General features: G+C 72.5%; 23 protein-coding genes and 1 pseudogene. 13 read left to right on the plus strand and 11 right to left on the minus strand.

Annotation, left to right across the window (positions count from 1 at the left end):
* The first annotated feature begins 3 nt into the window (after nt 1-3).
* Genes GQF42_RS15650 through GQF42_RS15665 form a run of 4 tightly spaced genes read left to right on the plus strand, consistent with a single transcriptional unit; the run spans nt 4 to nt 4,873 of the window.
* Complete coding sequence (locus GQF42_RS15650; RefSeq protein WP_158920322.1) at nt 4-960, plus strand: ABC transporter permease; 957 nt, start codon at nt 4-6, stop codon at nt 958-960.
* Nucleotides 960-2,939, plus strand: a complete 1,980-nt coding sequence (locus GQF42_RS15655; RefSeq protein WP_158920324.1) for a dipeptide/oligopeptide/nickel ABC transporter permease/ATP-binding protein — start codon at nt 960-962, stop codon at nt 2,937-2,939. The genes GQF42_RS15650 and GQF42_RS15655 overlap by 1 nt, the downstream gene beginning before the upstream one ends.
* A gap of 2 nt (nt 2,940-2,941) precedes the next feature.
* Entirely contained in the window at nt 2,942-3,946 is a 1,005-nt protein-coding gene (locus tag GQF42_RS15660; RefSeq protein WP_158920326.1) for an oligopeptide/dipeptide ABC transporter ATP-binding protein, read from the plus strand.
* On the plus strand, nt 3,947-4,873 hold the full coding sequence (locus GQF42_RS15665; RefSeq protein ID WP_158920328.1) for a dihydrodipicolinate synthase family protein: 927 nt from the start codon (nt 3,947-3,949) through the stop codon (nt 4,871-4,873).
* Between the two features lie 118 nt (nt 4,874-4,991).
* On the opposite strand, the gene GQF42_RS15670 is transcribed toward GQF42_RS15665, so the two are convergent.
* The 4 genes from GQF42_RS15670 to GQF42_RS15685 all read right to left on the minus strand — a co-directional run bounded on the left by GQF42_RS15670 (nt 4,992) and on the right by GQF42_RS15685 (nt 8,716).
* Nucleotides 4,992-5,570, minus strand: coding sequence for a Type-2Aa cytolytic delta-endotoxin (locus GQF42_RS15670; RefSeq protein ID WP_158920330.1), 579 nt, complete (start codon nt 5,568-5,570; stop codon nt 4,992-4,994).
* A gap of 93 nt (nt 5,571-5,663) precedes the next feature.
* On the minus strand, nt 5,664-6,842 hold the full coding sequence (locus GQF42_RS15675) for a sialidase family protein (protein ID WP_158920332.1): 1,179 nt from the start codon (nt 6,840-6,842) through the stop codon (nt 5,664-5,666).
* A 99-nt stretch (nt 6,843-6,941) separates the two neighbouring features.
* Complete coding sequence (locus GQF42_RS15680) at nt 6,942-7,625, minus strand: ABC transporter ATP-binding protein (RefSeq protein ID WP_158920334.1); 684 nt, start codon at nt 7,623-7,625, stop codon at nt 6,942-6,944.
* Nucleotides 7,622-8,716 carry an ABC transporter permease gene (locus tag GQF42_RS15685; protein WP_158920336.1) on the minus strand — a complete coding sequence of 365 codons (1,095 nt, stop codon included), beginning with the start codon at nt 8,714-8,716 and terminating at the stop codon, nt 7,622-7,624. Before GQF42_RS15685 ends, GQF42_RS15680 begins: the two co-directional genes overlap by 4 nt.
* Nucleotides 8,717-8,885: 169 nt before the next feature.
* Here GQF42_RS15685 and GQF42_RS15690 point away from each other — a divergent pair.
* A pseudogene (locus GQF42_RS15690) lies at nt 8,886-10,091 on the plus strand (sensor histidine kinase); the annotation flags it as partial.
* Nucleotides 10,092-10,401: 310 nt separating this feature from the next.
* Nucleotides 10,402-11,037 (plus strand): response regulator, encoded by a 636-nt coding sequence (locus tag GQF42_RS15695; protein WP_158920340.1) that lies wholly within the window; start codon nt 10,402-10,404, stop codon nt 11,035-11,037.
* Between the two features lie 15 nt (nt 11,038-11,052).
* Here GQF42_RS15695 and GQF42_RS15700 read toward each other — a convergent pair whose 3' ends face one another.
* Both GQF42_RS15700 and leuA read right to left on the minus strand, forming a co-directional pair.
* The gene (locus tag GQF42_RS15700) at nt 11,053-11,751 is read right to left on the minus strand and encodes a tellurite resistance TerB family protein (protein WP_158920342.1); all 699 of its coding nucleotides are present in this window, start codon (nt 11,749-11,751) and stop codon (nt 11,053-11,055) included.
* Nucleotides 11,752-11,935: 184 nt separating this feature from the next.
* Nucleotides 11,936-13,657: a 2-isopropylmalate synthase gene (gene leuA, locus GQF42_RS15705; protein ID WP_158920344.1), complete on the minus strand. Its 1,722-nt coding sequence runs from the start codon at nt 13,655-13,657 to the stop codon at nt 11,936-11,938.
* A 339-nt stretch (nt 13,658-13,996) separates the two neighbouring features.
* Here leuA and GQF42_RS15715 point away from each other — a divergent pair, with 339 nt between their 5' ends.
* From GQF42_RS15715 to GQF42_RS15730, 4 genes are read left to right on the plus strand one after another with little or no spacing between them, the layout of a single operon-like run.
* Nucleotides 13,997-15,064: a M4 family metallopeptidase gene (locus tag GQF42_RS15715; RefSeq protein WP_158920346.1), complete on the plus strand. Its 1,068-nt coding sequence runs from the start codon at nt 13,997-13,999 to the stop codon at nt 15,062-15,064.
* 20 nt (nt 15,065-15,084) lie between these two features.
* Nucleotides 15,085-15,351, plus strand: coding sequence for a protealysin inhibitor emfourin (locus tag GQF42_RS15720; protein WP_158920348.1), 267 nt, complete (start codon nt 15,085-15,087; stop codon nt 15,349-15,351).
* A 57-nt stretch (nt 15,352-15,408) separates the two neighbouring features.
* The gene (locus GQF42_RS15725) at nt 15,409-16,731 is read left to right on the plus strand and encodes a GH1 family beta-glucosidase (RefSeq protein WP_158920350.1); all 1,323 of its coding nucleotides are present in this window, start codon (nt 15,409-15,411) and stop codon (nt 16,729-16,731) included.
* Nucleotides 16,728-18,017: an MFS transporter gene (locus GQF42_RS15730; RefSeq protein WP_158920352.1), complete on the plus strand. Its 1,290-nt coding sequence runs from the start codon at nt 16,728-16,730 to the stop codon at nt 18,015-18,017. Before GQF42_RS15725 ends, GQF42_RS15730 begins: the two co-directional genes overlap by 4 nt.
* A 12-nt stretch (nt 18,018-18,029) precedes the next feature.
* Here GQF42_RS15730 and GQF42_RS15735 read toward each other — a convergent pair whose 3' ends face one another.
* Nucleotides 18,030-18,884 carry an NAD-dependent epimerase/dehydratase family protein gene (locus GQF42_RS15735; RefSeq protein WP_158920354.1) on the minus strand — a complete coding sequence of 285 codons (855 nt, stop codon included), beginning with the start codon at nt 18,882-18,884 and terminating at the stop codon, nt 18,030-18,032.
* A gap of 129 nt (nt 18,885-19,013) precedes the next feature.
* Here GQF42_RS15735 and GQF42_RS15740 point away from each other — a divergent pair, with 129 nt between their 5' ends.
* On the plus strand, nt 19,014-19,886 hold the full coding sequence (locus GQF42_RS15740; RefSeq protein WP_158920355.1) for a helix-turn-helix transcriptional regulator: 873 nt from the start codon (nt 19,014-19,016) through the stop codon (nt 19,884-19,886).
* A 131-nt stretch (nt 19,887-20,017) separates the two neighbouring features.
* Here the strand turns inward: GQF42_RS15740 and era are convergent, their stop codons facing one another.
* Nucleotides 20,018-20,971: a GTPase Era gene (era, locus tag GQF42_RS15745; protein ID WP_158920357.1), complete on the minus strand. Its 954-nt coding sequence runs from the start codon at nt 20,969-20,971 to the stop codon at nt 20,018-20,020.
* A 207-nt stretch (nt 20,972-21,178) separates the two neighbouring features.
* Between era and GQF42_RS15750 the strand changes: the two genes are divergently transcribed.
* Both GQF42_RS15750 and GQF42_RS15755 read left to right on the plus strand, forming a co-directional pair.
* Nucleotides 21,179-22,492 carry an ammonium transporter gene (locus GQF42_RS15750; RefSeq protein ID WP_158920358.1) on the plus strand — a complete coding sequence of 438 codons (1,314 nt, stop codon included), beginning with the start codon at nt 21,179-21,181 and terminating at the stop codon, nt 22,490-22,492.
* Entirely contained in the window at nt 22,489-22,827 is a 339-nt protein-coding gene (locus tag GQF42_RS15755) for a P-II family nitrogen regulator (protein ID WP_158920359.1), read from the plus strand. The genes GQF42_RS15750 and GQF42_RS15755 overlap by 4 nt, the downstream gene beginning before the upstream one ends.
* Here the strand turns inward: GQF42_RS15755 and GQF42_RS15760 are convergent.
* The 3 genes from GQF42_RS15760 to GQF42_RS15770 form a co-directional block, all read right to left on the minus strand.
* Nucleotides 22,721-23,731 carry a WxL protein peptidoglycan domain-containing protein gene (locus GQF42_RS15760; protein WP_158920361.1) on the minus strand — a complete coding sequence of 337 codons (1,011 nt, stop codon included), beginning with the start codon at nt 23,729-23,731 and terminating at the stop codon, nt 22,721-22,723. The genes GQF42_RS15755 and GQF42_RS15760 overlap by 107 nt on opposite strands.
* Before the next feature lie 96 nt (nt 23,732-23,827).
* Nucleotides 23,828-25,165: a WxL domain-containing protein gene (locus GQF42_RS15765; protein ID WP_199272697.1), complete on the minus strand. Its 1,338-nt coding sequence runs from the start codon at nt 25,163-25,165 to the stop codon at nt 23,828-23,830.
* A gap of 187 nt (nt 25,166-25,352) precedes the next feature.
* On the minus strand, nt 25,353-25,829 hold the full coding sequence (locus tag GQF42_RS15770) for a hypothetical protein (RefSeq protein WP_158920363.1): 477 nt from the start codon (nt 25,827-25,829) through the stop codon (nt 25,353-25,355).
* Nucleotides 25,830-25,862 lie beyond the last annotated feature (33 nt).

The raw sequence follows: 25,862 nt of genomic DNA on the forward strand, positions 1-25,862 counted from the left end.
GGCATGACGGCCGTCGTACGGATCCTGCTGCGCCGGATCGCCCTGCTGGTGCCGCTGATGCTCGGGGTCGTGCTGTTCGTCTTCCTGGTGATGCGGTTCTCCGATGTCGATCCGGCGTCCGCGTTCTTCCAGGGGGCCAATCCGACCCCGCAGCAACTGCACGACTTCCGGGAGCGAGGCGGACTGCTGGATCCGCTGCCCGTGCGGTACGTGCACTTCGTCGGCGACGTGCTGCACGGGAACCTCGGCACCAGCGCCCTGACCCGGGCCCCCGTCGCCGACCAGGTCACCACCGCGCTGCCGCTCACCCTCCAGCTGACCTTCCTGGGTCTTGGCATCGCGGTCGTGCTGGCGCTGGCGGGCGGGGTCACGGCTGCCGTCCACCGGGACCGGCTGCCGGACCAGGTCATCCGGGTCGTCTCGCTCGTAGGGGTCGCCGCGCCCGGGTTCTGGCTGGCGCTGCTGATGATCCAGTACCTGGCGGTGGACCGGGGCTGGTTCCCGACCGGCGGCTACATCAACCCCGCCGACTCCGTCACCGGCTGGCTCAGGACCATGGCGCTGCCCGCCTTCGCGCTGTCCCTGCCGGTGGCCGCCCAGCTCACCCGGATCGTCAGGACGTCCGTCGTGGAGGAGCTGGACAAGGACTACGTACGGACGGCGATCGGGAGCGGGCTGCCGCCCCTGGTCGTCGTCGGGCGCAACGTCCTGCGCAATGCGCTCGTCAATCCGCTCACCGTGCTGGGCCTGCGGGTCGGCTATCTGCTCGGCGGTGCCGTCGTCATCGAGACGATCTTCTCGCTGCCCGGCATGGGCAAGCTGATGATCGACGCCGTGCAGAACGGCGATCCGGCCGTCGTCCAGGGGGTCGTGCTCACCACCGCCACCGGGTTCGTCGTCGTCAACCTCGTCATCGACATTCTGTATCTGCTGGTCAACCCACGTCTGAGGGCGGCCTGATGATCACGCGCGCGCGTCTTGCCGAGCGGTTCTCCCGGCCCGGCGGTGTCCGGCTGCGCGGCTGGCGCCGGCTGCCGTTGCTGTCCAGGGCCGCCGTCTGCTTTCTGGCGGTCGTCCTCCTCGTCGCCGTCCTCGCTCCCCTCGTCGCCCCGGACGACCCGCTCGACCAGCAGGCCCCGGTCGGCGGCAGCGGGCACCCGTCGACCGCGCACTGGCTCGGACAGGACAGCCTCGGCCGGGACATCCTGAGCCGGCTGATGTACGGCGCCCGCTGGTCGCTGGCGATCGGGCTCGGGGCGACCGGGCTGGCACTGGTCGTGGGTGCCGTCGTCGGGGCGGTCGCTGCCACCTCCCGCAAGGCCGTGGACGAGACGCTGATGCGCTGCCTCGACGTGGTGATGGCGTTTCCCGGCATCGCGCTCGCGGCCGTCCTCGTCGCGGTCTTCGGCGGCGGGATCGGCGTGCTGATCTGTGCCATCGCCTTTCTCTTCACGCCGCCGGTGGCGCGGGTCGTACGGGCCAACGTGCTCGATCAGTACGGCGAGGACTACGTCACCGCGGAGCGGGTGATCGGGGCCCGTACACCGCACATCGTGCTGCGGCATGTGGCCGTCAACTGTGCCGCTCCGGTCCTCGTGTTCTGCACGGTCCAGGTCGCCGAGGCGATCGTGTTCGAGGCGTCGCTGTCCTTCATCGGGGCGGGGGTGCGCCCTCCGGACCCGTCGTGGGGCAGTGTCATCGCCGACGGCAAGAACATGGTGCTGACCGGTGGCTGGTGGGCGACCGTCTTCCCCGGGCTGCTGATCCTGCTCACCGTGCTGTCGCTGAACATCCTCTCCGAGGGCGTGTCCGACGCATGGGCCGCCCCGGCGGCGCGCGAGGTGGCGGTGCCCGAGAAGCGGTCGCAGCAGGCGGAACCCGGCGCCGTGCTCCCGCTGCCCGGGCTGCCGCAGGCCGCCCGGCGGCTGCGCTCGCGGGCCCGGCCCCGCCCGGACCGCGGCGGGCAGCCGGTGCTCGCCGTGGAGAACCTCGCCATCGGGTTCCCGGACCGGCACGGGGGTGTGGACATCGTCGCCGGAGTCGGCTTCGAGGTGCATCCCGGTGAGGTGCTGGGCCTGGTGGGCGAGTCGGGCTGCGGCAAGTCGCTGACCGCGCTCACGATCATGGGGCTCCAGCCCGGGGAGGCCCGGGTGCGCGGCCAGGTCCGCTTCCGGCAGCGCAACCTGCTCATCGAGCCGATGCGGGTACGGCGGCGGCTGCTCGGGCACGAGATGGCGATGGTCTACCAGGACGCCCTGTCCTCGCTGAACCCCGCCATGACCATCCGGGCGCAGCTGGGGCAGCTGGTACGGCGGGGCGGGCGGCGCACCCCGGCCCAGCTGCTGGAGCTGGTCGGCCTGGATCCGCAGCGCACCCTGCGCAGCTATCCGCACGAGCTGTCCGGCGGGCAGCGCCAGCGCGTGCTGATCGCCATGGCTCTCTCCCGCGACCCTGAGCTGATCGTCGCCGACGAGCCGACGACCGCCCTGGACGTCACCGTGCAGGCCCAGGTGATGGAGCTGCTGCTGCGGCTGCGCGAGGAGCTGGGCTTCGCGCTGATCCTGGTCTCGCACGACCTGGCGCTCGTCGCCGACGTCACCGACCGGGTGGTGGTGATGTACGGCGGGCAGATCGTGGAGAGCGGGGTGACCGCCGACCTGGTGGCGGCGCCGGCCCACCACTACACGCGTGGGCTGCTCGGCAGCGTGCTGTCGCTGGAGTCGGCCGACGCGCGGATGACCCAGATCAGCGGGGTCGTCCCCGCCCCCGCCGACTTCCCGGCGGGCTGCCGCTTCGCCGACCGCTGCCCGCTGGCGACCGGGGTGTGCCACGAGCGCACACCCGCCCTCACCGGTACGGCCACCCATGCGGCGGCCTGCCACCACCCCGCCGTACCCGTGGAACCCGTGGACCCCGTGGAAAGCGAGGCACTCCCGTGATCATGGAGGTGCGCAACGCGCATGTCGTCCACAGGGCACGCAGCGGCGGACTGTTCACCCGCGACCGGGTCTACGCCCTGACCGGCGCCGATCTCACCGTGGCGGCCGGCGAGACGGTCGGTGTGGTCGGCGAGTCGGGGTGCGGGAAGTCGACGCTGGCGAAGGTGCTGGTGGGCATCCAGCGGCCGACCTCGGGGACGGTGTCGTTCCGGGGCCGGGAGCTGTGGGCGATGCCGGCCGGGGAGCGGCGGGCCGCGGTCGGCGCGGGCATCGGGATGGTCTTCCAGGACCCGTCGACCGCGCTCAACCGCCGCCTGCCCGTACGCCGGATCCTGCGCGACCCGCTGGACGTCCACGAACGCGGCGGCAGGGGCGAACGGGAGGACCGCGTCAGGGAGTTGATGAGCCTGGTCGGGCTTCCACGGGCCCTCGCCGACGCTCTTCCCGGGCAGCTCTCCGGCGGGCAGCGGCAGCGGGTCGCCATCGCCCGCGCGCTCGCCCTGGACCCGGCCCTGGTCGTCGCCGACGAGCCGACCAGCGCCCTGGACGTCTCGGTCCGCGCGCAGATCCTCAACCTCCTGCTGGACCTCAGGGAACGGCTGGGCCTCGCCCTGGTGTTCGTCTCGCACGACATCCAGACGGTACGGCGGATGAGCGACCGGGTGATCACCATGTACCTGGGCCGGATCGTGGAGGAGACCCCGGCCGACCGGGTCACCGACGCCGCCCGGCACCCGTACACCCGCGCCCTGTTCTCGGCCACGCCCGGGCTGCTGGACCCCCTCGACCCGATCCCGCTGACCGGACCGGTGCCGTCCGCGACCCGGCCGCCGAGCGGCTGTCCGTTCCGCACCCGCTGCTGGAAGGCGGACCCGGTGTGCGCCGAGTCGATGCCGGGCTTCTCGGCCGCGTCACGGCCCGGGCACCGCTACCGCTGCCACCATCCTGTGGAGGAGGACCGGCCGACCCGCGACCTGGCCCGACAGAGCCTGTTACAGGAGCCCTGAATGACGTTCCCCGCCCCGCTCACCGGTGTCGTCCCGCCCGTCTGCACCCCTTTGACACCGGAGCGCGAGGTGGACGTCCCCTCGTTGCTCCGGCTGGTCGACCATCTGGTGGAGGCGGGAGTGCACGGGCTGTTCCTGCTCGGGTCCACCTCGGAGGCGGCCTTCCTCACGGACCGGCAGCGTCGGCAGGTCGTGGCGGCGGTCGTCGCTCATGTGGGCGGCCGGCTGCCCGTCATCGCCGGTGCCATCGACATGACGACGCCCCGCGTCCTGGACCACGTCGCGGCCGTCACGGCGGCCGGCGCACAGGCCGTGGTCGTCACCGCCCCCTTCTATGCCCGCATCCACCGTGCCGAGATCGTCCGCCACTACCGCCTGACCGCGGCCGCGAGCCCGGTGCCGGTCATCGCCTACGACATCCCGGCGGCCGTGCACACCAAGCTCCCGGCCGACCTGGTGCTGGAGCTGGCGGCCGACGGGGTGCTGGCGGGACTCAAGGACTCCAGCGGGGACCTGGGCGCCTTCCGGGAGGTGGTCACCGGAGCGCGTCCGCATCCGGGGTTCAGCGTGCTGACCGGCTCCGAGGTGTTCGTGGACGCCGCACTGGCGCTGGGCGCGGACGGGGCGGTGCCGGGACTGGCCAACGTCGACCCGCACGGGTACGTCCGGCTGTACCGGCTGTGCCGGGCGGGCGACTGGGAGGGCGCGCGGGGCGAACAGGAGCGGCTGTGCGCGCTGTTCGGGATGGTCGGGGTCGGTGACCCGGCGCGGATGGGCGGGAGTTCCTCGGCGCTGGGCGCGTTCAAGGCGGCACTGCATCTGCGCGGCATCATCGACTGCCCGGTGACGGCCGAGCCACAGGTACCGCTGTCCGGCGAGGAGACCCGGCGGGCCGGCAAGTTCCTGGCGGCGGCGGGGTTGCTCTAGGCCCTGTCGTCACAATCCCGTCTGCCCTGCGCCGCCTGGCCGTGCGGAACCTGCGGGGACGGCCGCAGGACACACGGGGGACGGGCCCGCGTCGGAGCGGCGGGCAACGCCCGGAGGATCAGGCCGCGTTCGCGAGCTTCTGGCGCACGACGATCGCGTTGAGCCGGACCGCGAACGGTGCGGTGTCGGTGAGGCCCAGCGTGCCCACACGGGTCCTGCCGAAGCCGACGGTGACGTCGGTGCAGAAGGCGACGGCGTACAGGTACGCGCCGGCTTCCTCGTCCTGGAGGGCGAAGAACAGGTCGCGGTAGTAGCTCGTGTGGTCCGGGCCCTCCTCGTAGTAGGCCAGTCCCGGTTCGTCCTCCTGTGCCGCGAGACCGGTGAAGGCGTCCACGAGGCCGCGCTCGATGGTGTCCCAGAACGACGCCTGAGCCGCCTCGGGCGGGAGCGCCTGGCGGACCGCCTCCTTGAGGGAGAGTGCCATCACCAGGATCGGCGCCTCCTCCTGGAGCCCCCAGCCACGGACCATCTTGACGATGTCGCTGTCGGGAAGCATGGCGGCGGCATCGCGGATGTGACCGAAGTCGTAGTTGACGGTGGCGGGTGCGATCGCCTCCTGGAAGGCGCGGCCCAGGGCTTCCGCCTGGGCGAGATGGGCCTCTCCCACCTCGGTGACCGTCTTGAAACGGGCTGCCAACTCCTCCTCCTTAAACATTTTGTTGCACTGGTGGGGCGTCAGTATGCCGTAGCGGCGGGCCCCCGCGGGCGGGCCCTCCCCGGGGCGCGTCCTCTACCGGCCGAGCCTGCGGAACACCAGCATGTCGGAGCTGCTCCCGGTGCCCGTCTCGTACAGGACGCCGACCGTGGTGGGGCCCAGCCGGACGAGGTCGGAGTAGGCGGCCGGGCCCTCGGAGAGGGTGAGCAGCCTGGTGAAGGTGCGGCCGAAGTCCCTGCTGGCCCAGATCGCCAGGGCGCGGCGGGCGGTCGGCACGGAGGGCGCCGAGAAGAGCAACGGGGCGTTTGGTCCGCGGAGTTGGACGACGCTGCCCTGGACCACGGGGACGTCGTCCAGGCTCCGCTGGGGGGCGTAGGGGCGGTCGAGGGTGATGCCGCCGTCGGAGGAGTAGGTGTCCAGGCGGTGGCCGCTGGTGGCACTGTACTGGGTGCGGGCGTTGAAGTAGATCCGTCCGTCGGGGAGTTGGGCCGCGGTCGTCTCGTTGACGTCGGTCGTACCGCCGGGGGCCGCCGCCACGAGGCCGAGATGCCAGGTGTCGCCGAAGTCGTCGCTGTAGAGCACGTGGCCGGCGTAGTACCCGGGCTCCTCGCCGGTGTCCGAGGAGTGGGCGGGCGGGGCGGTGGAGTGGTCGGCCGGGACGAGGATCCGGCCGGCGTGCGGGCCGCGGGTGAGGGCGACCGCATGGCCGGGTCCGGTGGCGTACCAGCGCCAGCCGGGCCGCTTCACCTCGGCCGTGATCTCCGCCGGAGGGCTGAAACGGCGGCCGTCGTCCCAGCTGCGCTGCACGAACACCCGTCGGCCCTGCCCGGGCGCGACCTGTCCGCGCATGATCTGCGCCTCCGTCACGGCTCCGCTGTTGCCGCAGGTCACCAGGACGACGGCACCGGTGCGCGGGTCCACGACCGGTGCCGGGTTGCCCCGGGTGTCCCCGTGCCCGGCGGCCACCACCGCCAGCGGGCCCCAGGTGCAGCCGCCGTCGGTGGAGCGCCGCAGCACGACGTCGATGTCACCGCTGTCGCCCGGACCGGCCCGCCGCCCCTCGGCGAAGGCCAGCACCGTCCCGTGCCGGGTGATGACCACCGCCGGGATCCGGTAGGTGTGATAGCCGCCCTGCCCCGACACGTACGGCTCGGACGACACACAGCCGGGCGCGGCGTGGGCGGGCACCCGGGCGGCGAGCGAGGTGAGGAGCACGAGGCTGGTGAGGAGGGAGCGGCGGCTGAGCGGGGTCACGCCGTGATGCTGCCCGCATTCACCGGGGCGTCCTTACTCCGTCCGGAGTAAACAGGGCGGGGTGCGCGGTGATCCGGGCGGCCGTGTCCCGAGGTCCCGTCAGGTGGCCGTCGCGGGGGCGCGCAGGCGTCCGTCGCGGACTTCGGCGATCCGGTCGGCCGCGGTCAGGTGGGTGCGGTCGTGCGTGACCAGGACGGTGGCGGTGCTTCGCTCATGGGTCAGCCGGGCGAGCAGGTCGACGACGGCGGCGCCGCGCTCGTGGTCCAGGGCGCTGGTGGGTTCGTCGACCAGGAGGAGCGTGGGGTCGTTCATCAGGGCGCGGGCGATACCGACCCGCTGGCGCTGGCCGCCGGAGAGCTGGTGAGGACGGCGGCCGGCCTGGGCGGCCAGGCCCACGGCGTCGAGCAGTTCCAGGGCCCGGCCACGGGCCCTGGCCGGCGAACGCCCGTCGATCGAGGCCATGAGCTGCAGCTGCTCGGCGGCGGTGAGGGAGGGCAGCAGGTGCGGCTGCTGGAAGACGATGCCGATCGCGCGGCGGCGCAGCTCGGTGAGTTCCGCGCGGCTCATGCCCGTCGTGGTGACGCCGTCGACGGTGACCGTGCCGGTGTCGGGGGTGACGAGCGTGGCGGCCACGGCGAGAAGGCTGGACTTGCCGGAACCGGAGGGGCCGACCACGGCGGTCAGCGTGCCCCGGGGCACCTCGAGGCCGACCCGGTCGAGGGCGGTCAGGCGGTCCTCGCCGTCGGGGTAGGTGAGGGTGACGTCGGACAGGTACAGGCTCATCGGGCGCTCCCGAGGGCGGTCAGCGGGTCCACGGAGGTGATGCGGCGGACGGACAGGGCGGCCCCGAGCGTGCCGAGCAGGATCATCACGGCGGCGGGGACGAGGACGGTGGCGGGGGTGAGGACGAACGGCACCGCGTGCTTCACGACGAGGGCGCCGAGGGCGGCGGCGGCGCCGGTGCCGAGGAGGGTGCCCGCGGCGAGCAGGACCGCGGCCTGGCCGAGGGCGTCCTTGAGCAGGTGCGCGGTGGAGGCGCCGAGCGCCTTCAGGACCGCGATGTCACCGCTGCGCTGGATGGTCCAGACGGTGAAGAAGGCGCCGACGACGAGGGCGGAGATGGCGAACAGGAAGCCGCGCATCAGCTGGAGGGAGCCGTTCTCGGAGGTGTAGGAGCCGATCGCGGACAGCGAGCCGGCCTTGCTGACGGTACGGGTGCCGACGGCCCGGTCGGCGGCCGGCACATCGGTGCCGGGGGTGGTGTTCAGGGCGATCACCGTCGCCGTCGGGCCGGCACCGTCGCCGGCGCCTCCGGAAGCCGCCGTCTGCCGCCAGACGGTGAGACCGGTCCAGATCACGGGCGTATGGCTGAAGGAGGCGTCTCCCCGGACGGCTGCCACCGTCAGCTTCCGGCCGGCCAGGGTGAAGGGGTCGCCCGGCTTGACGCCGAGGTCGGCGGCGGCCGTGATGGACAGCACCGCCGTGAGCCCGCGGATCGTGCCGCCGTCCGGCGCCAGGTGCGAGCCGGGCCGGACGCCGAAGGCGCAGACCGCGGCGCTCCGGTCGCCCGCGGCGGCCCGGGTGGTGGTGATCCCGAGAGGTTCGGCGCGGGTGACGCCGGGCATTTTGGCCCACTGTTCCCACTGCCGGGCGGTGACGGTGGAGTCGGCGTACGACAGCTTCTGCCCGGGGCCGGGGGCGGCGAAGGCGATCCGGTCGGCGGGCAGGCCGGTGATCGCGGAGATGTTCTGCCGGCCCAGGCCGGCGGTCAGACCGGACAGCAGCCCGACCAGCAGGGTGATCAGTGTGATGACGGTTCCCATCAGGGCGAACCGGCCCTTGGCGAACCTCAGGTCTCTCCAGGCGACGAACACGGCTTCGGCTGCTCTCCGGGGTGGTGAGGATGGTGTGCCTCCACCCTCGCCGCCCGCCCCCGCTCGGACATCTGGCGGCGGAGGGCACTTCGCGGATCGAAGGGCGGCGCATGGATTGCATCTTTCGGCAGAGGCCGGGCGCGGATCGGTTCCTTACGCTGGAGGCACTGTGAACACCGCCGCTCCCGCCCCGACCCCGACCACCCGGGCCCTGTCCTGGTGCCTGCACCTGCTGGTCGTCGGCCTCCTCGCACTGGCCGCCGTCCGGGCCGTGACCGGGCCCCTGCCGCATGCCGCGCCGACCGTCGCCGTGGCGGCCGGGTGCGCGCTGGTGTACGCGGCGGGGCCGCTGGTGCCCCGGATCCGCGGCGACCGGCGGGCCGCCGCCTGGTGGCTGGCCGCCGTAGGCGCGGTGTGGCTGGTGCTGCTGGCGCTGTCCGCCGACGGGGTGTGGGCGGCCTTTCCGCTGTACTTCCTCCAGCTGCATCTGCTGCCGCGCCGGGCCGCACTGGCCGCCGTGACCGCAACGACGCTCGCGGCGGTGGCCGCGTTCGCCGCCCATCAGGGCTCCTTCAGCGCGGCCATGGCGATCGGCCCGGCGCTCGGAGCCGCCGTGGCGGTCGCGGTGGTGTGGGGATACCAGGCGCTGTACCGGGAGAGCGAACGGCGCAGACAACTGATCGAGGAACTCACCGCCACCCGCGCCGACCTGGCCGAGGCCCAGCACACCGCGGGTGTACTGGCCGAACGCGAGCGGCTGGCCCGCGAGATCCACGACACGCTCGCGCAGGGTCTGTCCAGCATCCAGCTGCTGCTGCACGCCGCCGAACGGACGCTGCCCGGCGCCCCGGAGAACGCCGTACGTCATGTCCGCCAGGCCCGCCGGACCGCGGTCGACAATCTCGCGGAGGCGCGCCGCTTCGTCGCCGCCCTCGCCCCGCCCGCCCTGGAGGGCAGCACCCTGGCGGACGCGCTGGAGCGCCTGTGCGCCACCACCGGCACCCGGCACCGGCTCACCGTCCGCTTCCGCCTCGGCGGTGCGGCGTGCGCCCTGCCGACCGCGTACGAGGTCGCCCTGCTGCGCATTGCCCAGTCCGCGCTGGCCAACACCGTCCGGCACGCGCGGGCCGGTGCCGTGGAGGTCACCCTCGGCCACCTCGACGACGGGGTCGCTCTCACCGTGGCCGACGACGGCGTGGGCTTCGATCCCGGCGGGCTGCCCGCACCCGACCCCGAGACGGGCGGCTTCGGCCTGGCCGCCATGCAGGCCCGCATCGGGGCCCTCGGCGGTACCGTGTCCATCGACTCCACCCCCGGCCACGGCACCACCCTGACGGCCCGGCTCCCCCTCACCCGGCCGGGCGCGGCACAGGCCCCCGGCGTCGACACCCGGACGCCGCGGCACGACGGGGAATCCCCGACCGCGGGCACCGGGACCGCCTCCGCCGCGGCCGCAACGGAGCCCTTGCCCGGCACCGCAACCCCGCCGACCGGCCCCGGGACCCGGCCCTGCGGAACCGAACCGCCGGCCGACGGGGCAGAACCCGCGCCCAAGAGGCCGCGCACCGCACGTGCCGGGTCCGGGACCGCCCCCGCCGGCAGCGAGCCCGCGCCACCGCCGCCCGCCGGGACGAAAGCCCACCCGTGACCGACCGCTCCCCTGACCGCCAAGACGAAGGCCGACCGTGACCGACCACCCCGTCCGTCTCCTCCTCGCCGACGACCACCCCGTGGTGCGCGCCGGGTTGCGGGCCGTTCTGGAGACCGAGCCGGGTCTCGTCGTGGTGGCCGAGGCCGCCACCGCCGAGGATGCCGTCGCCCGTGCCGCCGCGGGCGACATCGACGTCGTGCTGATGGACCTGCAGTTCGGCGGAGGAATGGGCGGTGCCGAGGCCACCGCCCGGATCACCGCACGGCCGGGCGCCCCCCGGGTCGTGATCGTCACCACCTACGACTCCGACGCGGACACCCTTCCTGCCATCGAGGCCGGCGCCACCGGTTACCTGCTCAAGGACGCGCCTCCGGAGGAGCTGGCCGCGGCCGTGCGCTCGGCAGCCACCGGACGCACCACCCTGGCGCCCGCGGTCGCGGACCGGCTCATGAACCGGCTGCGCACGCCCGGCACTTCGCTGACCCGGCGCGAGACCGAGGTCCTCGCCCTGGTCGCCGAGGGGCTGTCCAACCAGGCCGTCGGCCGGCGGCTCCACCTCACCGAGGGCACCGTCAAGTCCCACCTGGCCCGGGCCTACGCCAAGCTCGGCGTCGACTCACGCACCGCCGCCGTCGCCGCCGCCACCGCCCTCGGCCTCATCCGCCGTTGAGGCCGGGGCCCCGGGTCAGGACGGAGTCGTCCGCGCCGCCGCCAGCAGCCGGGTGACGTCGGCGGCACAGATCGTCAGGGCGGCGCCGACCGTGGTGAGGGCCTCGCGTTCGGCGGGGGTGTAGGGGCCGTCGGCGAGAGCGATACGGGCGGCCTGGAGGAGGAGGGACTCGCGGCCGGCCGGAGCCAGGTGCGGGGCGAGCGGGTCCAGGGCCTCGTGCAGCTCTATCGTCAGGCTCGCGCCGCACGGCTGCTCGAAGACCCGGCCGGTGTCGGCGGCGAGGGCCTCGACCAGGGCGGCCAGCTGTTCCTCGGAGCAGTCGTCGAAACCGGCGGCGCGGACCGCGCCGACGGCCGTCTCCAGGGCCGTGCGGGAGCAGGTGCCGCCGGCGGCGAGCACGGCGAGGGCGACGGTGTGCACGGCGTCGCGGAGCATCGCGGAGAAGCGGCGGGTGGTGGGGTGGTCGAGGACGTCGGTGCCGTAGTGCTGCCGGCAGGCGGCGCACTCGACGACCGGTCCGGCCGTCCCGCGGGACATCAGGGGCACCCCGAGCAGGGTGAGGCGGCGGCGGCCGGTGAGCCGCTGGTAGTTGCGGTCTCCTCCGCAGCCGGGACAGTAGAACGCGCCGTCCCCGACGGGCGTCCATGCGGTGCGGGTGCCCAGGATGTGCACAGCCCTGGTGGCACGGCCGTTTCGTCCCCGTACTGGCAGCACGTCGCACCTCCGTAACCGCGCGGCAACATCGCCGTGCTGGCGTGATGTTAGCCACATCACGGAGGCTGAGTCAGTACCCCGGAAGAGACCTTTCTGTGACCTGCCCGGCCCGGTGGCCGATAACAGGCGGGGCTCCGGCCGCCGTATACAGCGGCCGGAGCCCCGAAACCACCGGTCAGAGCGGTCAGCGGGCCGCGCGGTTGACGGCCGAGACGACCGCCTTCAGCGACGCACGCGTCGTGTTCGCATCGATGCCGATCCCCCACAGGACCTTGCCGTCGATCGCGCATTCGATGTAGGAGGCGGCCTGCGCGGAGGCGCCCTCGCTCATCGTGTGCTCCTGGTAGTCCAGCAGTCGTACGTCGATGCCGATGGACTGCAGGGCGTCGAAGAAGGCCGAGATCGGACCGTTGCCGGAGCCGGACAGGACGGTGTCCTCGCCGTCGACGACGGCCTCGACGGTCAGGCTGTCGACCCCGTCGGTGTCCGTGGTCGACTGGCCGGTCCTGACCTGGATGCGGCCCCAGGGGTTGTCCGGGTTGGGCAGGTACTCGTCCTGGAAGACCGCCCAGATCTCCTTCGGGGTGATCTCCCCGCCCTCGGCGTCCGTCTTCGCCTGGATGATCCGGGAGAACTCGATCTGCATCCGGCGGGGCAGGTCCAGCTTGTGGTCGTTCTTCAGGACGTAGGAGATACCGCCCTTGCCGGACTGCGAGTTGACCCGGATGACGGCCTCGTAGGAGCGGCCGACGTCCTTGGGGTCGATCGGCAGGTACGGCACCGCCCACTCGATGTCGTCGACGGTGACGCCCCTGGCCTTCGCGTCGGCCTCCATGGCGTCGAAGCCCTTCTTGATGGCGTCCTGGTGGGAGCCGGAGAAGGACGTGTAGACCAGGTCGCCCACGTACGGGTGGCGCGGGTGGACCTCCATCTGGTTGCAGTACTCCCACGTACGACGGATCTCGTCGATGTCGGAGAAGTCGATCTGCGGGTCGACGCCCTGCGAGAACAGGTTCATGCCCAGGGTGACCAGGTCGACGTTGCCGGTGCGCTCGCCCTGCCCGAACAGGCAGCCCTCGACGCGGTCGGCACCGGCCATCAGCGCCAGCTCGGCCGCCGCCACGGCCGTACCGCGGTCGTTGTGCGGGTGGACGGAGATGCAGACGTACTCGCGGCGGGAGAGGTTGCGGTGCATCCACTCGAAGCGGTCCGCGTGCGTGGAGGGGGTCGAACGCTCCACCGTGGCGGGCAGGTTGAGGATGATCTCGCGGCCCGGACCGGGCTGGTAGACGTCCATGACCGCCTCGCAGACCTCCAGCGCGAAGTCCAGCTCGGTGTCGGTGAAGATCTCGGGGCTGTACTGGTAGCCGAACTCGGTCTCGGGTCCCAGCAGCTTCTCGGCGTACTCCATCACCAGGCGGGTGCCGTCGACGGCGATCTGCTTGATGTCGTCCTTGGAACCGCGGAAGACGACCCGGCGGAAGACCGGGGCGGTGGCGTTGTACAGGTGGACGGTGGCCCGGCGGGCGCCCTTGAGGGACTCCACGGTCCGCTCGATCAGGTCCTCGCGGGCCTGGGTCAGGACGGAGATGGTCACGTCCTCGGGGATCGCGCCCTCCTCCTCGATGATCGAGCGCACGAAGTCGAAGTCGGTCTGGCCGGAGGCGGGGAAGCCGACCTCGATCTCCTTGTAGCCCATCTTGACCAGCTGGTCGAACATCCGGCGCTTGCGCTCGGGGGACATCGGGTCGATCAGGGCCTGGTTGCCGTCGCGCAGGTCGGTGGAGAGCCAGCGGGGGGCGGTGGTGATCCGCTGCTGGGGCCAGGTGCGGTCCGGGATGTCGACCTGCTCGTAGCGGCCGTACTTGTGGATCGGCATGGAACTGGGCTGCTGGCGGTTGGCCATGATGCGTGGGCTCCTCAGGAGGTCCGGTTGTCCCGATGTCCGGGTGGACGGCCGACACGCAACGCCAAAGCTCCGCGGGGAGGGGGTCGGCCTCTGACTACAGGCCCTCGCCGCGGCAGCTAAGAAGAAGCAGCCCGAAACGCATGATGCTCCGCAGCGTAGCCGAGTCGTGCCGGGTGTGTGAGGCCCGTATCAGTATGCGGGACCGCGGGGGATAAAAGGTATAAAAAGTGCGCCATACCACTCTCCGTCACGGAGGGTGGTCACATGTGGCGATACTTCACCAATCATGGTTGCGAGTAGTGACAGTGCCATCACTCAGTGCGATGGTGCTGAGTCATGACGACCAACGGGGGCTTCAGGCCCGTCTTCTGCCCGATCGTGCCGCCGCACATCCTCGACCGGCTCGCCCAGCACGAGGACCAGGCGCTCTCCGACTCCGCGCAGCGCACCCTCCAGCACGACTCCGCGCTGCGCACCCTGCGCCGCGACACCGCGGTACGCACCGAGACCGCCGTCGCCGCCGCGGCACCCGCCGCCAGCAAGCCCAAGCGCACGGTCTACGACGCCGGGCACGGCACCGACCTGCCCGGCACCGAGGTCCGCGCGGAGGGTCAGGACCCGGTCCAGGACGCCAGTGCCAACCGCGCGTACGCCGGCCTCGGCGCCACCTTCGAGCTGTACCTGAAGGCGTACGAGCGCGACTCCATCGACGGCCGGGGCCTGGCACTCGACGCGTCCGTGCACTACGGGACCGACTACGACAACGCCTTCTGGAACGGCGAGCAGATGGTCTTCGGGGACGGTGACGGCCAGATCTTCGTCGACTTCACCAGCTGCCTCGACGTCATCGGGCACGAACTGACGCACGGCGTCACCCAGTACACCGCGAACCTGGAGTACGAGGGCCAGTCCGGCGCCCTCAACGAGTCGGTCTCCGACGTCTTCGGCTCCCTCATCAAGCAGTACTCGCTCGGCCAGAGCGCCGACCAGGCGGACTGGCTGATCGGCGAGGGCCTGCTCGCCCCGGGCGTGCACGGCACCGCGCTGCGCTCGATGAAGGCCCCGGGCACCGCGTACGACGACCCCAGGCTCGGCAAGGACCCACAGCCCGCGACCATGGCCGGCTACGTGCACACCAGCAGCGACAACGGCGGCGTGCACATCAACTCCGGCATCCCGAACCACGCCTTCTACCTGCTCGCCACGGCCCTCGCCGGGCACGCCTGGGAGAAGGCCGGGCAGATCTGGTACGACGTGCTCACCGGGGGCGAGCTGCAATCGAGCGCCCAGTTCGCGGACTTCGCCAGGCTGACGGTGAAGGCGGCCCGCGCGCGGTACGGCGCCGGGGACGAGCTGGAGGCCGCGCAGAAGGCGTGGGAGCAGGTCGGGGTGCGCACGTCGTAGTTCCGTACTAGACAAGACCCATGCGTATCCAAGTACGACGCACGGGCGGTTTCGCGGGGATCGAGCGCCGGGCCGAGGTGGACACCTCGGCCCGGCCCGACGCTCCCGAGTGGCAGGCCCTGGCCGAGCGCGTCCTCGCGTCCGCTCCGGGCACCATGCCCGCCGGCGTCCCGGACGGCTTCCGGTACGAGATCACCGTGGACGGCCGCACGGTGTACGCGGCGGATCCCCGACTCACCGACGACCAAAGGGAGTTGATCTCCCGAGTCCTGAAGGAGGGAGCCTGAGCGCCAGTTGCCGCCGGGGCGTTGACTTCTGTTACCGGGGGTAAGGATGATCCGGCCATGGCGACTGACGACGGCAATCCGATACCCCGGTTCCCCCCGGACTTCCTGTGGGGCGTGTCGACCTCCGCCCACCAGATCGAGGGAGCGGCAAAGGAGCGCGAACCGTCCGTGTGGGACGTGTTCACCGCCGAACCGGGGCGCGTGAAGGACGGCTCGACGGCGGAGGTGGCCTGCGACCACTACCACCGCTACCGGGAGGACGTGGCCCTGCTCGCCGGCCTCGGCGTGGACGCGTACCGCTTCTCGGTCTCCTGGCCCCGGGTGAACTCCCCCGGCGGCCTGGACTTCTACGACCGCCTGGTGGACGAGCTGTGCGCGGCGGGGGTACGGCCCGTGCCCACCCTCTTCCACTGGGACCTGCCCGCCTCGCTGGACTGGCTCCAGCGGGACACGGCGGCCCGGTTCGCCGACCACGTGAGCACGGTGGCCGAACGCCTCGGCGACCGGGTCCGCACCTGGATCACCCTCAACGAGCCCGCCGAGCACACCCTGCTGGGCCACGCCCTCGGCGCCCACGCCCCCGGCAGGCGGCTCCTCTTCGACGCGCTCCCGGTCGCCCACCACCAGCTGCTCGCCCACGGTCTCGCGGTACGGGCCCTGCGCGCCGCCGGGGCGGGCGACATAGGCATCGCCAACTCCCACGGCCCCACCTGGCCCGCGTCCGACGACCCTGCCGATGCGCAGGCGGCGGGCTTCTACGACGTCCTCCTCAACCGCCTGTTCGCCGAGCCGGTCATCCTCGGTGAATACCCCGAGGGAATGGGCGAGTTGATGCCGGGAGACGTGGCGGCCGACCTCAAGGTCGTCGCCGAACCGGTCGACTGGTACGGGATCAACTACTACGCGCCGACACGGGTGGGCGCACCCGGCGGGACGGACAGCGAGTACGGCGGGCTGGCCCTGCCGGCCGAACTCCCCTTCTCGGTGCGGGAGATCGAGGGCCGGCCGGTGACGGACTTCGGCTGGCCGGTCGTCCCGGAGGGGCTGACCGAGCTGCTGACCGGCTTCCGCGACCGCTACGGCGACCGGCTCCCGCCGATCGTCATCACCGAGAACGGCTGCTCGTACGAGGGCCTCGACGACCAGGACCGCATCGCCTACCTGGACGCCCACATCCGCGCCCTGCACACCGCGCTGTCGGCCGGGGTGGACGTGCGCGGCTACTTCGTGTGGTCCCTGATGGACAACTTCGAGTGGGCGGAGGGCTACGCCCGCCGCTTCGGCCTGGTGCACGTGGACTTCGACGACCCTGCCACCCTGGAGCGCACTCCCAAGGCCTCCTACCACTGGTTCCGGGACCTGCTCCGGGCCCAGAGATGACGCGGCCGAGCCCCGGGGACGGCGGGCCCGGGGCGACCACGGCCCGTGTCCCGGGCGCGCTGGCCGAGCCGGTCGAGCCGGTCGGCCGGGGCTGGACGGCGGCCCTGTCGCTGGCCAACGGGGCGATCTGGGTGGGCTGGTTCGGCCCGCTGCAGATCCTGCTCGCCTCCCAGGCCAGGGACTTCGCGCCCGGCTCGGGGATGTCGAAGGAGACCGTGCTGGCCTGGGTGACGGGCGCCGGCGCGGTGGTCTCCCTGCTCGCGAACCCCTTCTTCGGGGCCCTGTCGGACCGTACGACGTCCCGCCGGGGCCGCCGTACGCCGTGGATCGTGGCCGGGGCGGCGGGCGGTGCGCTCTCCCTGCTGCTGCTCGCACGGGCGGGCGGGGTGTGGACCATGGCGGCGGGCTGGTGCCTGGTGCAGCTCACGCTGAACGCGGCGTTCGCGGCGGTCACGGCGGCCGTCCCGGACCGGGTGCCGAGGCGTCAACGCGGGGCGGTGGGCGGCTGGTTGGGGGCCGCGCAGATCCTCGGCGTGGTCGGCGGCACGGGCCTGGCGACGGCGGCGGGCGGGATCGGCGCCGGGTATGTGGCGTGCGCGGTGTGCACGGCGGCGGGCGTGGTGCCGTACGTGCTCCGCCACAGGGATCTGCGGCTGGCGCGCGAAGACCGGGCGCAGTGGTCCTGGCGCGGCTTCCTGGCGGGGTTCTGGCTGAGTCCGCGCCGGTATCCCGACCTCGGCTGGGCCTGGCTGACCCGGTTCCTGATCAACCTCAGCAACTCTCTGGTCCTGCTGTACCTCCTCTACTACCTGCGGGACCGCCTGCACTACGCCGACCCCGACCAGGGGGTGCTGATCCTGACGGCCGTCAACAGCCTGACGCTGCTGGCGACGGTCGTGGCGGGCGGGGTGTGGTCCGACCGGGTCGGCCGGCGCAAGCCGTTCGTCGTCTGGTCGGGGATGCTGATGGCGGTGGCGACGGCGGCACTGGCCGGCTGGCAGACCTGGCCGGGCGCGGTCGTCGCCTCGGCGGTTCTCGGGGTCGGCTTCGGCGTGTTCACCTCGGTCGACTTCGCACTGATGACGGACGTCCTGCCGACGGCGCTGGACCGGGGCAAGGACCTGGGCGTGATCAACGTGGCGAACGCCCTGCCGCAGGTGGCCGCGCCGGCGCTGGCCGCGCCGATCGTGACCTACCTGGGCGGCTACCGGGTGCTGTACCTGGTCGCGGCGGTGATCGGACTGGGCGGGGCGGTGCTGGTGGGCCGGATCAGAGGAGTGGAGTAGGCACCCGGGTCCTCACAGGGCGCCGGCGTCGAGGGCGCTCCAGACGCTCGGGTGGATCGGGCGGAAGCCGAGGTCCCGGCGGATCTTCCGGGTGGACATGATCCCGTGCCACGGGTCGGGGTCGGTCCGGGTGTCCATGTCGGCGGGCAGCTCGACGCCGTTGAGCCGGTGCAGGTCGACGGCCGTGACCGGGGTGTCGTCGGCGATGTTGTGCACGGGGCCGTTCACCGCCGGTGCGTACAGCAGGCGCAGCAGTCCCTGGGCGACGTCGGCGTGGTGGCCCATCTGCAGCCGCTGGGTCGGTGCCCAGTGCGCGGCCCAGCGCAGGGAGGCGGCGAGGTGCGGGTCGCCCTCGCCGTAGACGAAGGGAAGACGGCCGACCCGCACGTCCATGCCCTCCATCGCGGTCAGTTCCCGCTCGGCCGCGGCCTTGGCCTCGGGGTAGGCGCCCCACATCGCGCCGCCGGGCCGGATCTCGTCCTCCTCGACCAGCGGGCGGCCACGCCCGGTGCCGTAGACGAGACCGGTGCTGACCTGTACGAACCGCCGCACGCCGGAGGCCAGCGCGGCGCGGCCCAGGGCCACGGCCGCGTCCCGGTTGACGGCCCGGGCCTCCTCGTCGGGTACGCCGCGGAAGGAGGCGGCGATGTTCACGACGGCGTCCGCGCCGGCCACGGCCTTGCCGAGGGCCTCCTCGTCGCGCAGGTCCCCGAGGACCACCTCGGCGCCGAGGTCGCAGAGGTGGTCCGCACGGGAGGCGTCCCTGACCAGGACCCGCACCCGCTCACCCGGCCCGGCCTGCGCCAGCAGCCGGGGCACAAAACGCCGCCCGACCTGTCCTGTCGTACCCGTCACCAGCGTCAGCATGATCTTCTCCTCGCTGCTCCGTGTTGCCACCACTGTCGGGCGGCGCCGGGGCGGACGGGAGAGACCTGCCGATCGGGGGACCGGCAGTCCCTGGCTGGGACGGGCGGTCCGGGGCAGGCTGGAGGAGTGGTGAACCGACTCGAACTGGCCGACTTCCTGCGCCGTGGCCGTACCCGCCTGGACCCCTCCGACGTGGGCCTCGCGCCCGGCGCCCGGCGCCGCACCCCGGGCCTGCGCCGGGAGGAGGTGGCGTCGCTCGCGGGCATGTCGGTGGACTACTACACCCGGCTGGAACAGGCCCGTGGCCCGCGCCCGTCCCGGCAGATGCTGACGGCGCTGGCCCGCGCGCTGCGGCTGACCGACGACGAGCGCGACCACCTCTTCCATCTGGCGGGCGAGGAGCCGCCGCGCCGGGACACGGCCTCGCCGCATGTGCGCCCCGGACTGCTGCTGATCCTGGACCGGTTGCACGACGCGCCGGCGCTGGTGGTGACGGACTGCGGTGAGGTGCTGGCGCAGAACGCGTTGTCGCGGGCGCTGTCGGGGGACGTGCTGGCCCTGCCGCCGCGCGAACGCAACTTCGTCCGCCGCTTCTTCCTGGACCCGGCGGGACGCGAACTGTTCCTGCCCGAGGACCTGCCGGAACACGCGCGCGTGCACGTGGCGAACCTGCGCGCGGTGGCGGCGGCCCGCCCGGACGACCCCGAGCCGGCCGCCCTGGTGGCCGAACTCCGCGCCGCGAGCGAGGAGTTCGCCCGCCTCTGGGACACCCACGAGGTCGCGGTCCGCCGCGCCTCGGCCAAACGCTTCCGGCACCCGGTGGTGGGCCTGCTGGAGCTGGACTGCGAGGTCCTCCTGACCGACGACCATCGCCACCACCTCGTCCTCCACACGGCCCGCCCCGGCACGGACTCGCACGAACGGCTTCAGCTGCTGCGGGTGGTGGGGGTACAGGACATGACGACGACGGACGACGGCGGGACAAGGACACGGGACAGGTGAGCGAGCCTGCGCCCACCCGCGACGCGAAAGCCCCACCCGGGGACCGGAACACAGCCCCACGGCCGAGCTTCGCGGTCGTCGGCCGAGGTGCGGATCCGTGGAACGGCTGGGTGGGCGGTAAGGAAAGGGAGTCAGAAGCCCAGCTTGCGCAGTTGCTTCGGGTCGCGTTGCCAGTCCTTGGCCACCTTCACGTGCAGGTCCAGGAAGACCGGCGTCCCCAGCAGCGCCTCGATGTGCTTGCGGGACTTGATGCCGACCTCCTTCAGGCGCTTGCCCTTGGGGCCGATGATGATGCCCTTCTGGCTGGGCCGCTCGATGTAGACGTTGGCATGGATGTCCAGCAGCGGCCGGTCGGCCGGACGGTCCTCGCGCGGGAGCATCTCCTCGACCACGACCGCGATGGAGTGCGGCAGCTCGTCGCGGACGCCTTCCAGCGCCGCCTCGCGGATCAGCTCGGCGATCATGACCTGCTCGGGCTCGTCGGTGAGGTCGCCCTCGGGGTAGAGCGCCGGTCCCTCCGGAAGGAGCGGCACCAGCAGGTCGGCCAACAGTTCCACCTGCTTGTCCCCCACCGCCGACACCGGGACGATCTCCGCCCACGCGATGCCCAGCTCCTTGCCCAGCTGGTCGATCGCGATCAGCTGCTCGGCGAGGGTCTTCGAGTCCACCAGGTCCGTCTTGGTGACGATCGCGACCTTGGGGGTCTTGCGGATCCCCGCCAGTTCCTTCGCGATGAAGCGGTCACCCGGACCGATCTTCTCGTTCGCCGGGAGGCAGAAGCCGATCACGTCCACCTCGGCCCAGGTGGTCCGCACGACGTCGTTCAGCCGCTCGCCCAGCAGTGTGCGCGGCTTGTGCAGTCCAGGGGTGTCGACCAGGATGAGCTGGGCGTCCTCCCGGTGCACAATGCCCCGCACGGTGTGCCGCGTCGTCTGCGGCTGATTCGCCGTGATCGCCACCTTCTGCCCGACCAGAGCGTTCGTAAGGGTGGACTTGCCCGCGTTGGGGCGGCCCACGAAGCAGGCGAAACCGGCGCGGTGGACGGCCTCGGCCGGCTGCTCGGATGACTGGGTACGCACGCTCATGCCGCCCATTCTCCCTGATCCACAGGCCCGCGCTGCACCAGTGAGGCCCCACCGGTGCACACCGCCCCGCCCCCGGGTCACCACGCCCCCTCCTCGTGAGCCTGCGGAAACCCGCACGTAACGAAACGTGACGGAAACACAGCCGTACGCGACCGGAAACGCACACCGGTGACTCTCTGACGCAGCCCCCATCCGTTGGAGACGCCCGTGACCCTCGCCGCCGCGCCCCACGTGAACACCGGCGACACCGCCTGGCTGCTCGCCGCGACCGCCCTCGTCCTGCTGATGACACCGGGTCTGGCCCTGTTCTACGGCGGCATGGTCCGCACCAAGAGCGTCCTCAACATGCTGATGATGAGCTTCGTGTCGATCGCCCTGGTCACCGTGGTCTGGCTGGCCGCCGGCTACTCCCTGGCCTTCGGGGACGACATCGGCGGCGGGCTCATCGGCGGGCTCGACCACGCCGGTATGCGCGGCCTCGGCCCGGCGAGCGTCCACGGCACGGTCCCGACCCTGCTGTTCGCCACCTTCCAGCTGACCTTCGCGATCATCACGGCCGCCCTGGTCAGCGGCGCGGTGGCCGACCGCACGAAGTTCTCGGCGTGGCTGGTGTTCGTCCCCCTCTGGACCCTCGTCGTATACGTCCCCGTCGCCCACTGGGTCTGGGGCCCCGGTGGCTGGATCGCGACCGAACTCGGCGCGCTCGACTTCGCGGGCGGTCTGCCCGTGGAGATCACCTCCGGTGCCTCCGGACTCGCCCTGTGCCTGGTCCTCGGGCCCCGGCTCGGGTTCAAGAAGGACGCCATGCGGCCGCACAACCTCCCCATGGTGATCCTCGGCGCCGGCCTGCTCTGGTTCGGCTGGTTCGGCTTCAACGCGGGCAGCGCGCTCGGCGCGAACGGCCTTGCGGCAGCGGCCTTCCTCAACACCCTGGCGGCCGGCTGCACGGGTCTGCTCGGCTGGCTCTTCGTCGAACAGAAGAGGGACGGGCACGCCACCACCCTCGGCGCCGCCTCCGGCGCGGTGGCCGGTCTCGTCGCGATCACGCCGTCCTGCGGCACGGTCTCCCTGCTCGGCGCCCTTGTCGTCGGCCTCGCCGCCGGTGTCGTCTGCTCGTACGCGGTGAGCTGGAAGTTCAAGCTGAACTACGACGACTCCCTCGACGTCGTCGGCGTCCACCTGGTCGGCGGCATCATCGGCACCCTGCTGATCGGCCTGTTCGCCGAGAAGGCGATGACCGGCGGCACCGAGGGCCTGTTCTACGGCGGCGGGCTCGCCCCGCCGGCCAAGCAGCTCCTCGCCGTGGTGGTCGTCGCGTCGTACACCTTCGCGGTGACGTACGGCCTCGGCAAGCTGCTCGACACGGCGATGGGCCTCAGGGCGAGCGAGGAGCAGGAGCACACCGGCCTGGACCTTACGGTGCATGCCGAGACGGCATACGATCACGGCGTCCTGGGCCACGGCGCCCCGGTCAGCGCGTCCGTCGTCCACTCCGTGCAGAAGGCCGAGCACCAGGCATGAAGCTCATCACCGCCGTCGTCAAGCCGTACCGCCTCGACGAGGTCAAGACCGCACTGCAGGAGCTGGGCGTGCACGGTCTGACCGTGACGGAGGCCAGCGGCTACGGCCGCCAGCGTGGTCACACCGAGGTGTACCGGGGGGCCGAGTACCGGGTCGACCTGGCGCCGAAGGTGCGTATCGAGGTCGTCGTCGAGGACGCGGACGCCGACGCGGTGATCGACGCGGTGGTCAGGGCCGCGCGGACGGGGAAGATCGGGGACGGGAAGGTGTGGTCCGTGCCCGTGGAGACGGTCGTACGGGTACGGACCGGCGAGCGCGGCCCCGACGCGCTCTGACCAGCAGCGCCCCGCATCCCGCGCCGGCCGCGAACACGATCGCGGCGAGGAGCCACGGCAGCGCCAGGAAGGCGGCGCTCGCCGACTGCCGGGTGCCCGGTGCGCTCACGGTCAACGTCACGTCGCCCCAGTCGAGCTGGGGTGCCCCGGACCAGGGTTCGGTGAGCCGTACCGCCTGCCCCGGCAGCAGCTCGGAGGGGACCCGGGTCAGGATGCGGTCGAGCAGGGTGCGGCCGAACAGCCCGCGCGCCCGCAGTTGCACCTTAGGGTCGACGGTGACGTTGCCGGTGTTGCGCAGGGTGTAGGAGATGGTGGCCGTGCCGGCGCCGAGGCCGGGGATCAGCGGCTGGTGGTGGTCGATCCGCACGTGCTCGACGGACACGGCCGGGAGCGTGGGGCCGCTGACCCGGAGGTAGACGCGGGCGCCGACGGCCCGCTGCACTCCGAGGGCGAGTGCTCCGCTGCCCGGGTCCACCCGCTCGTCCAGGGCGACGAGGGCACCCGGGTGGTCGCCCGGTCCGGCGCCGTCCGGCACATGCAGGGTGAACGGCACGGTGACGGTCCGGTGCGCGGGCACGGTGATCCGGGACTGCGCGGGCCTCGCCCAGGCGCCCACCCCACGCATCCGTTCCGTCGGGCCGCGTACGGCGAACCCACCGTCGCGGGCGGTGTTGTAGGCGTCGGCCGCGTAGAGGCGGAAGGTGAGCGGGCTGCCGGTCTTGTTGGCGACGGCGACCTTGTCGGTGAGGGTCTGGCCGGGGTCGGCCGAGAGGTAGAAGTACGGGCGCGCGGCGACCTTCGAGGCGACCGGATAGACGGACCAGCTGCCGTTGTCGGCGGCGCGCGCGGGTGCGGCCTGCCCGGTCAGCAGCAGGCCCAGGAGGAGGACGTACAGCTTGCGCATGGGTGCGGACCCCCACGGACGGGCACGGACGAGGGACAGGGGACGGGCGGGTGCGGACGGGCGGGTGCGGACGGGCGGGTGCGGACGCCCGCTTGCTCAGGTGAGCGTCAGCGTGAGCACACCGGAGTACGAGCCCGGAGGCGTGAACGCCGGTACGTCCAGGGAGAGCCCGGCGTCGACCGTGAACTCGCCGCCGGTGAACGTGCCGTCGGGTGTCGACGCGAGGGTCGCTCCCGAGCCGCCCACCGGGCCCGCCGAACCGGCCTTGCAGGTGCTGGGGCTGCCCGCCTTGGTCGCACAGGCAGGTGTCCAGTCGAGCCTGCCTGCGTCGATCTTGGCGCCGGGACCGGTGAGGTCGGTGACCTTGCCGGTCAGGGACCAGCCGGCGGGCCCGCCGCGGAAGTCCTTGACGGTCACCGTCTGGAGCTTGCCGGTCGAGGCGCCGCCCTGGCCGAAGTCGACCGACGACAGCACGACGGAGTCCCCGGCCTGGGACATGGACAGCGTGCCCGCCTTGACCGTGGTCGTCAGCTTCTGGCTGCCGGGCGGGACGGGTGTGGTGTCGTTGACGACGTAGGCCGCCGGGCCCGCGCCCTTGTCCGCGCTCCAGCCGCCGCCCTCGTAGGCCACGATCCCGGTGGTCGTCCTGTCGTTGACGACGAGGGAGCCGCTGAAGGAGCCCTGGGCGCCCGCCGTCACGGTCGCCGTGTCCCCGGTCTGGGTGTCCCCGGCCCGTCCGGCCAGCGTGACGGTCGCGCCCGGCGTGAAGTTGCTGCCGCTGACGGTGACACTGGCGCCCGGGTCGCCGGAGGCCGAACCCAGCGAGATCGACCGGGTGTTGGCCGGGGTGCCGTCGCTCGCCGTGACGGTCTCGGAGACCGGGGCGGGCGGGTTGGTGACCGTGCAGGGGGTGTCCAGCTCGAGGATGTAGCTGGTGTGGATGTTGTAGTCGCCGGGCGAGAGGGTGATCCGCCCGGGCTTGGTGACGGTGAACGTGCCGGTCATGGAGAAGGACGGGAAGGCCGCCTTGCCCGGCACCGGCGGGTTCTTCTTGGGGCCCGCGACGGTGACGTCACCGGTCTGTGCGCCGCCGAGGGTCACCTTGCCGGTCGGGGTCATGATGTCGGCCGGCAGCGCGAGATCGGTGGGGTTGGCGGCGGCGGCCGTCACCACGGTGTACGTGACGGTGACGGTGTCGCCGACCTTGGGACTGGTGTTGTCCACCGAGACACTGGCGGTGGTGTTGCCGTCGATCGGCGGCAGGCCCGCGACGGCGGGCGGGATGCAGTGCGTGGCGAAGTCCACGTTCGTGCCGGCGGCACCGGCCGGACAGGCCAGCGCACCGCCTGCGGTGACCGCGAGCGCGGTCGCCCCGAACAGTGAGATCCAGCGCCACCGTGGGGATCTTCGTGATCTTGGGGGTGTGGCACCCATGGGGCCCCCTCCTGAGGGTTGCGGGCGCAGCGGCTCGACTGCGCCGACAGGGGGCATTGATGTGGAGCGGAGGTGAGAAGTCAATGGAGATGCCGCAGAAATCTGACGGATCATCAGTTTCTGCGGCATCCATGGTTCTACCGGACCGAACCGGAACAGATCGCTCAGTTCACGGGCGCCGGCGGGCTCAGTCGAAGACGAAGGGGCCGGGCGACTGCGGGCCGGTCGCCGTACAGGTCACGGTGACCCCGAAGATCACCATCTTGAGCGAGCCGCCATTGGCGTCCAGGCTGTCACCGGAGGCGACGGTACCGGGGAGCGGGCCGACGCTGACCGAGTCGCCGGCGTTCATGGCGGGGTTCTTGGTGCCGCTGAAGACGACCGAACCGCCGCCGGCCTTGGCCATGGTGAGGGTGGAGCTGATGGAGTCCTGCGCCACCGCGACCGGCGCGGTGATGGCGGAGGAGGTGAGGGTGATGGTGGCCGAGGTGCCGCTCTGGGTGGCGGTGAGCGTGGCCGAACCGCCGCCGAAGATGCCGCAGCTCGCGGTGATGGTCGCCGACTGTGGGGTGACGGCGGCCGCGGAGGGTGCGAAGGCGAGACCGGTGACCGCGAGGGCCCCGGCGGCCAGTGCCGCACCCATTGCCGTGCGCTTGCCTCTCATGGGGATCCGCTTCCCTTCCCTGGTGGGGAGTGC

This window comes from Streptomyces broussonetiae (assembly GCF_009796285.1).
Taxonomy (GTDB): domain Bacteria; phylum Actinomycetota; class Actinomycetes; order Streptomycetales; family Streptomycetaceae; genus Streptomyces; species Streptomyces broussonetiae.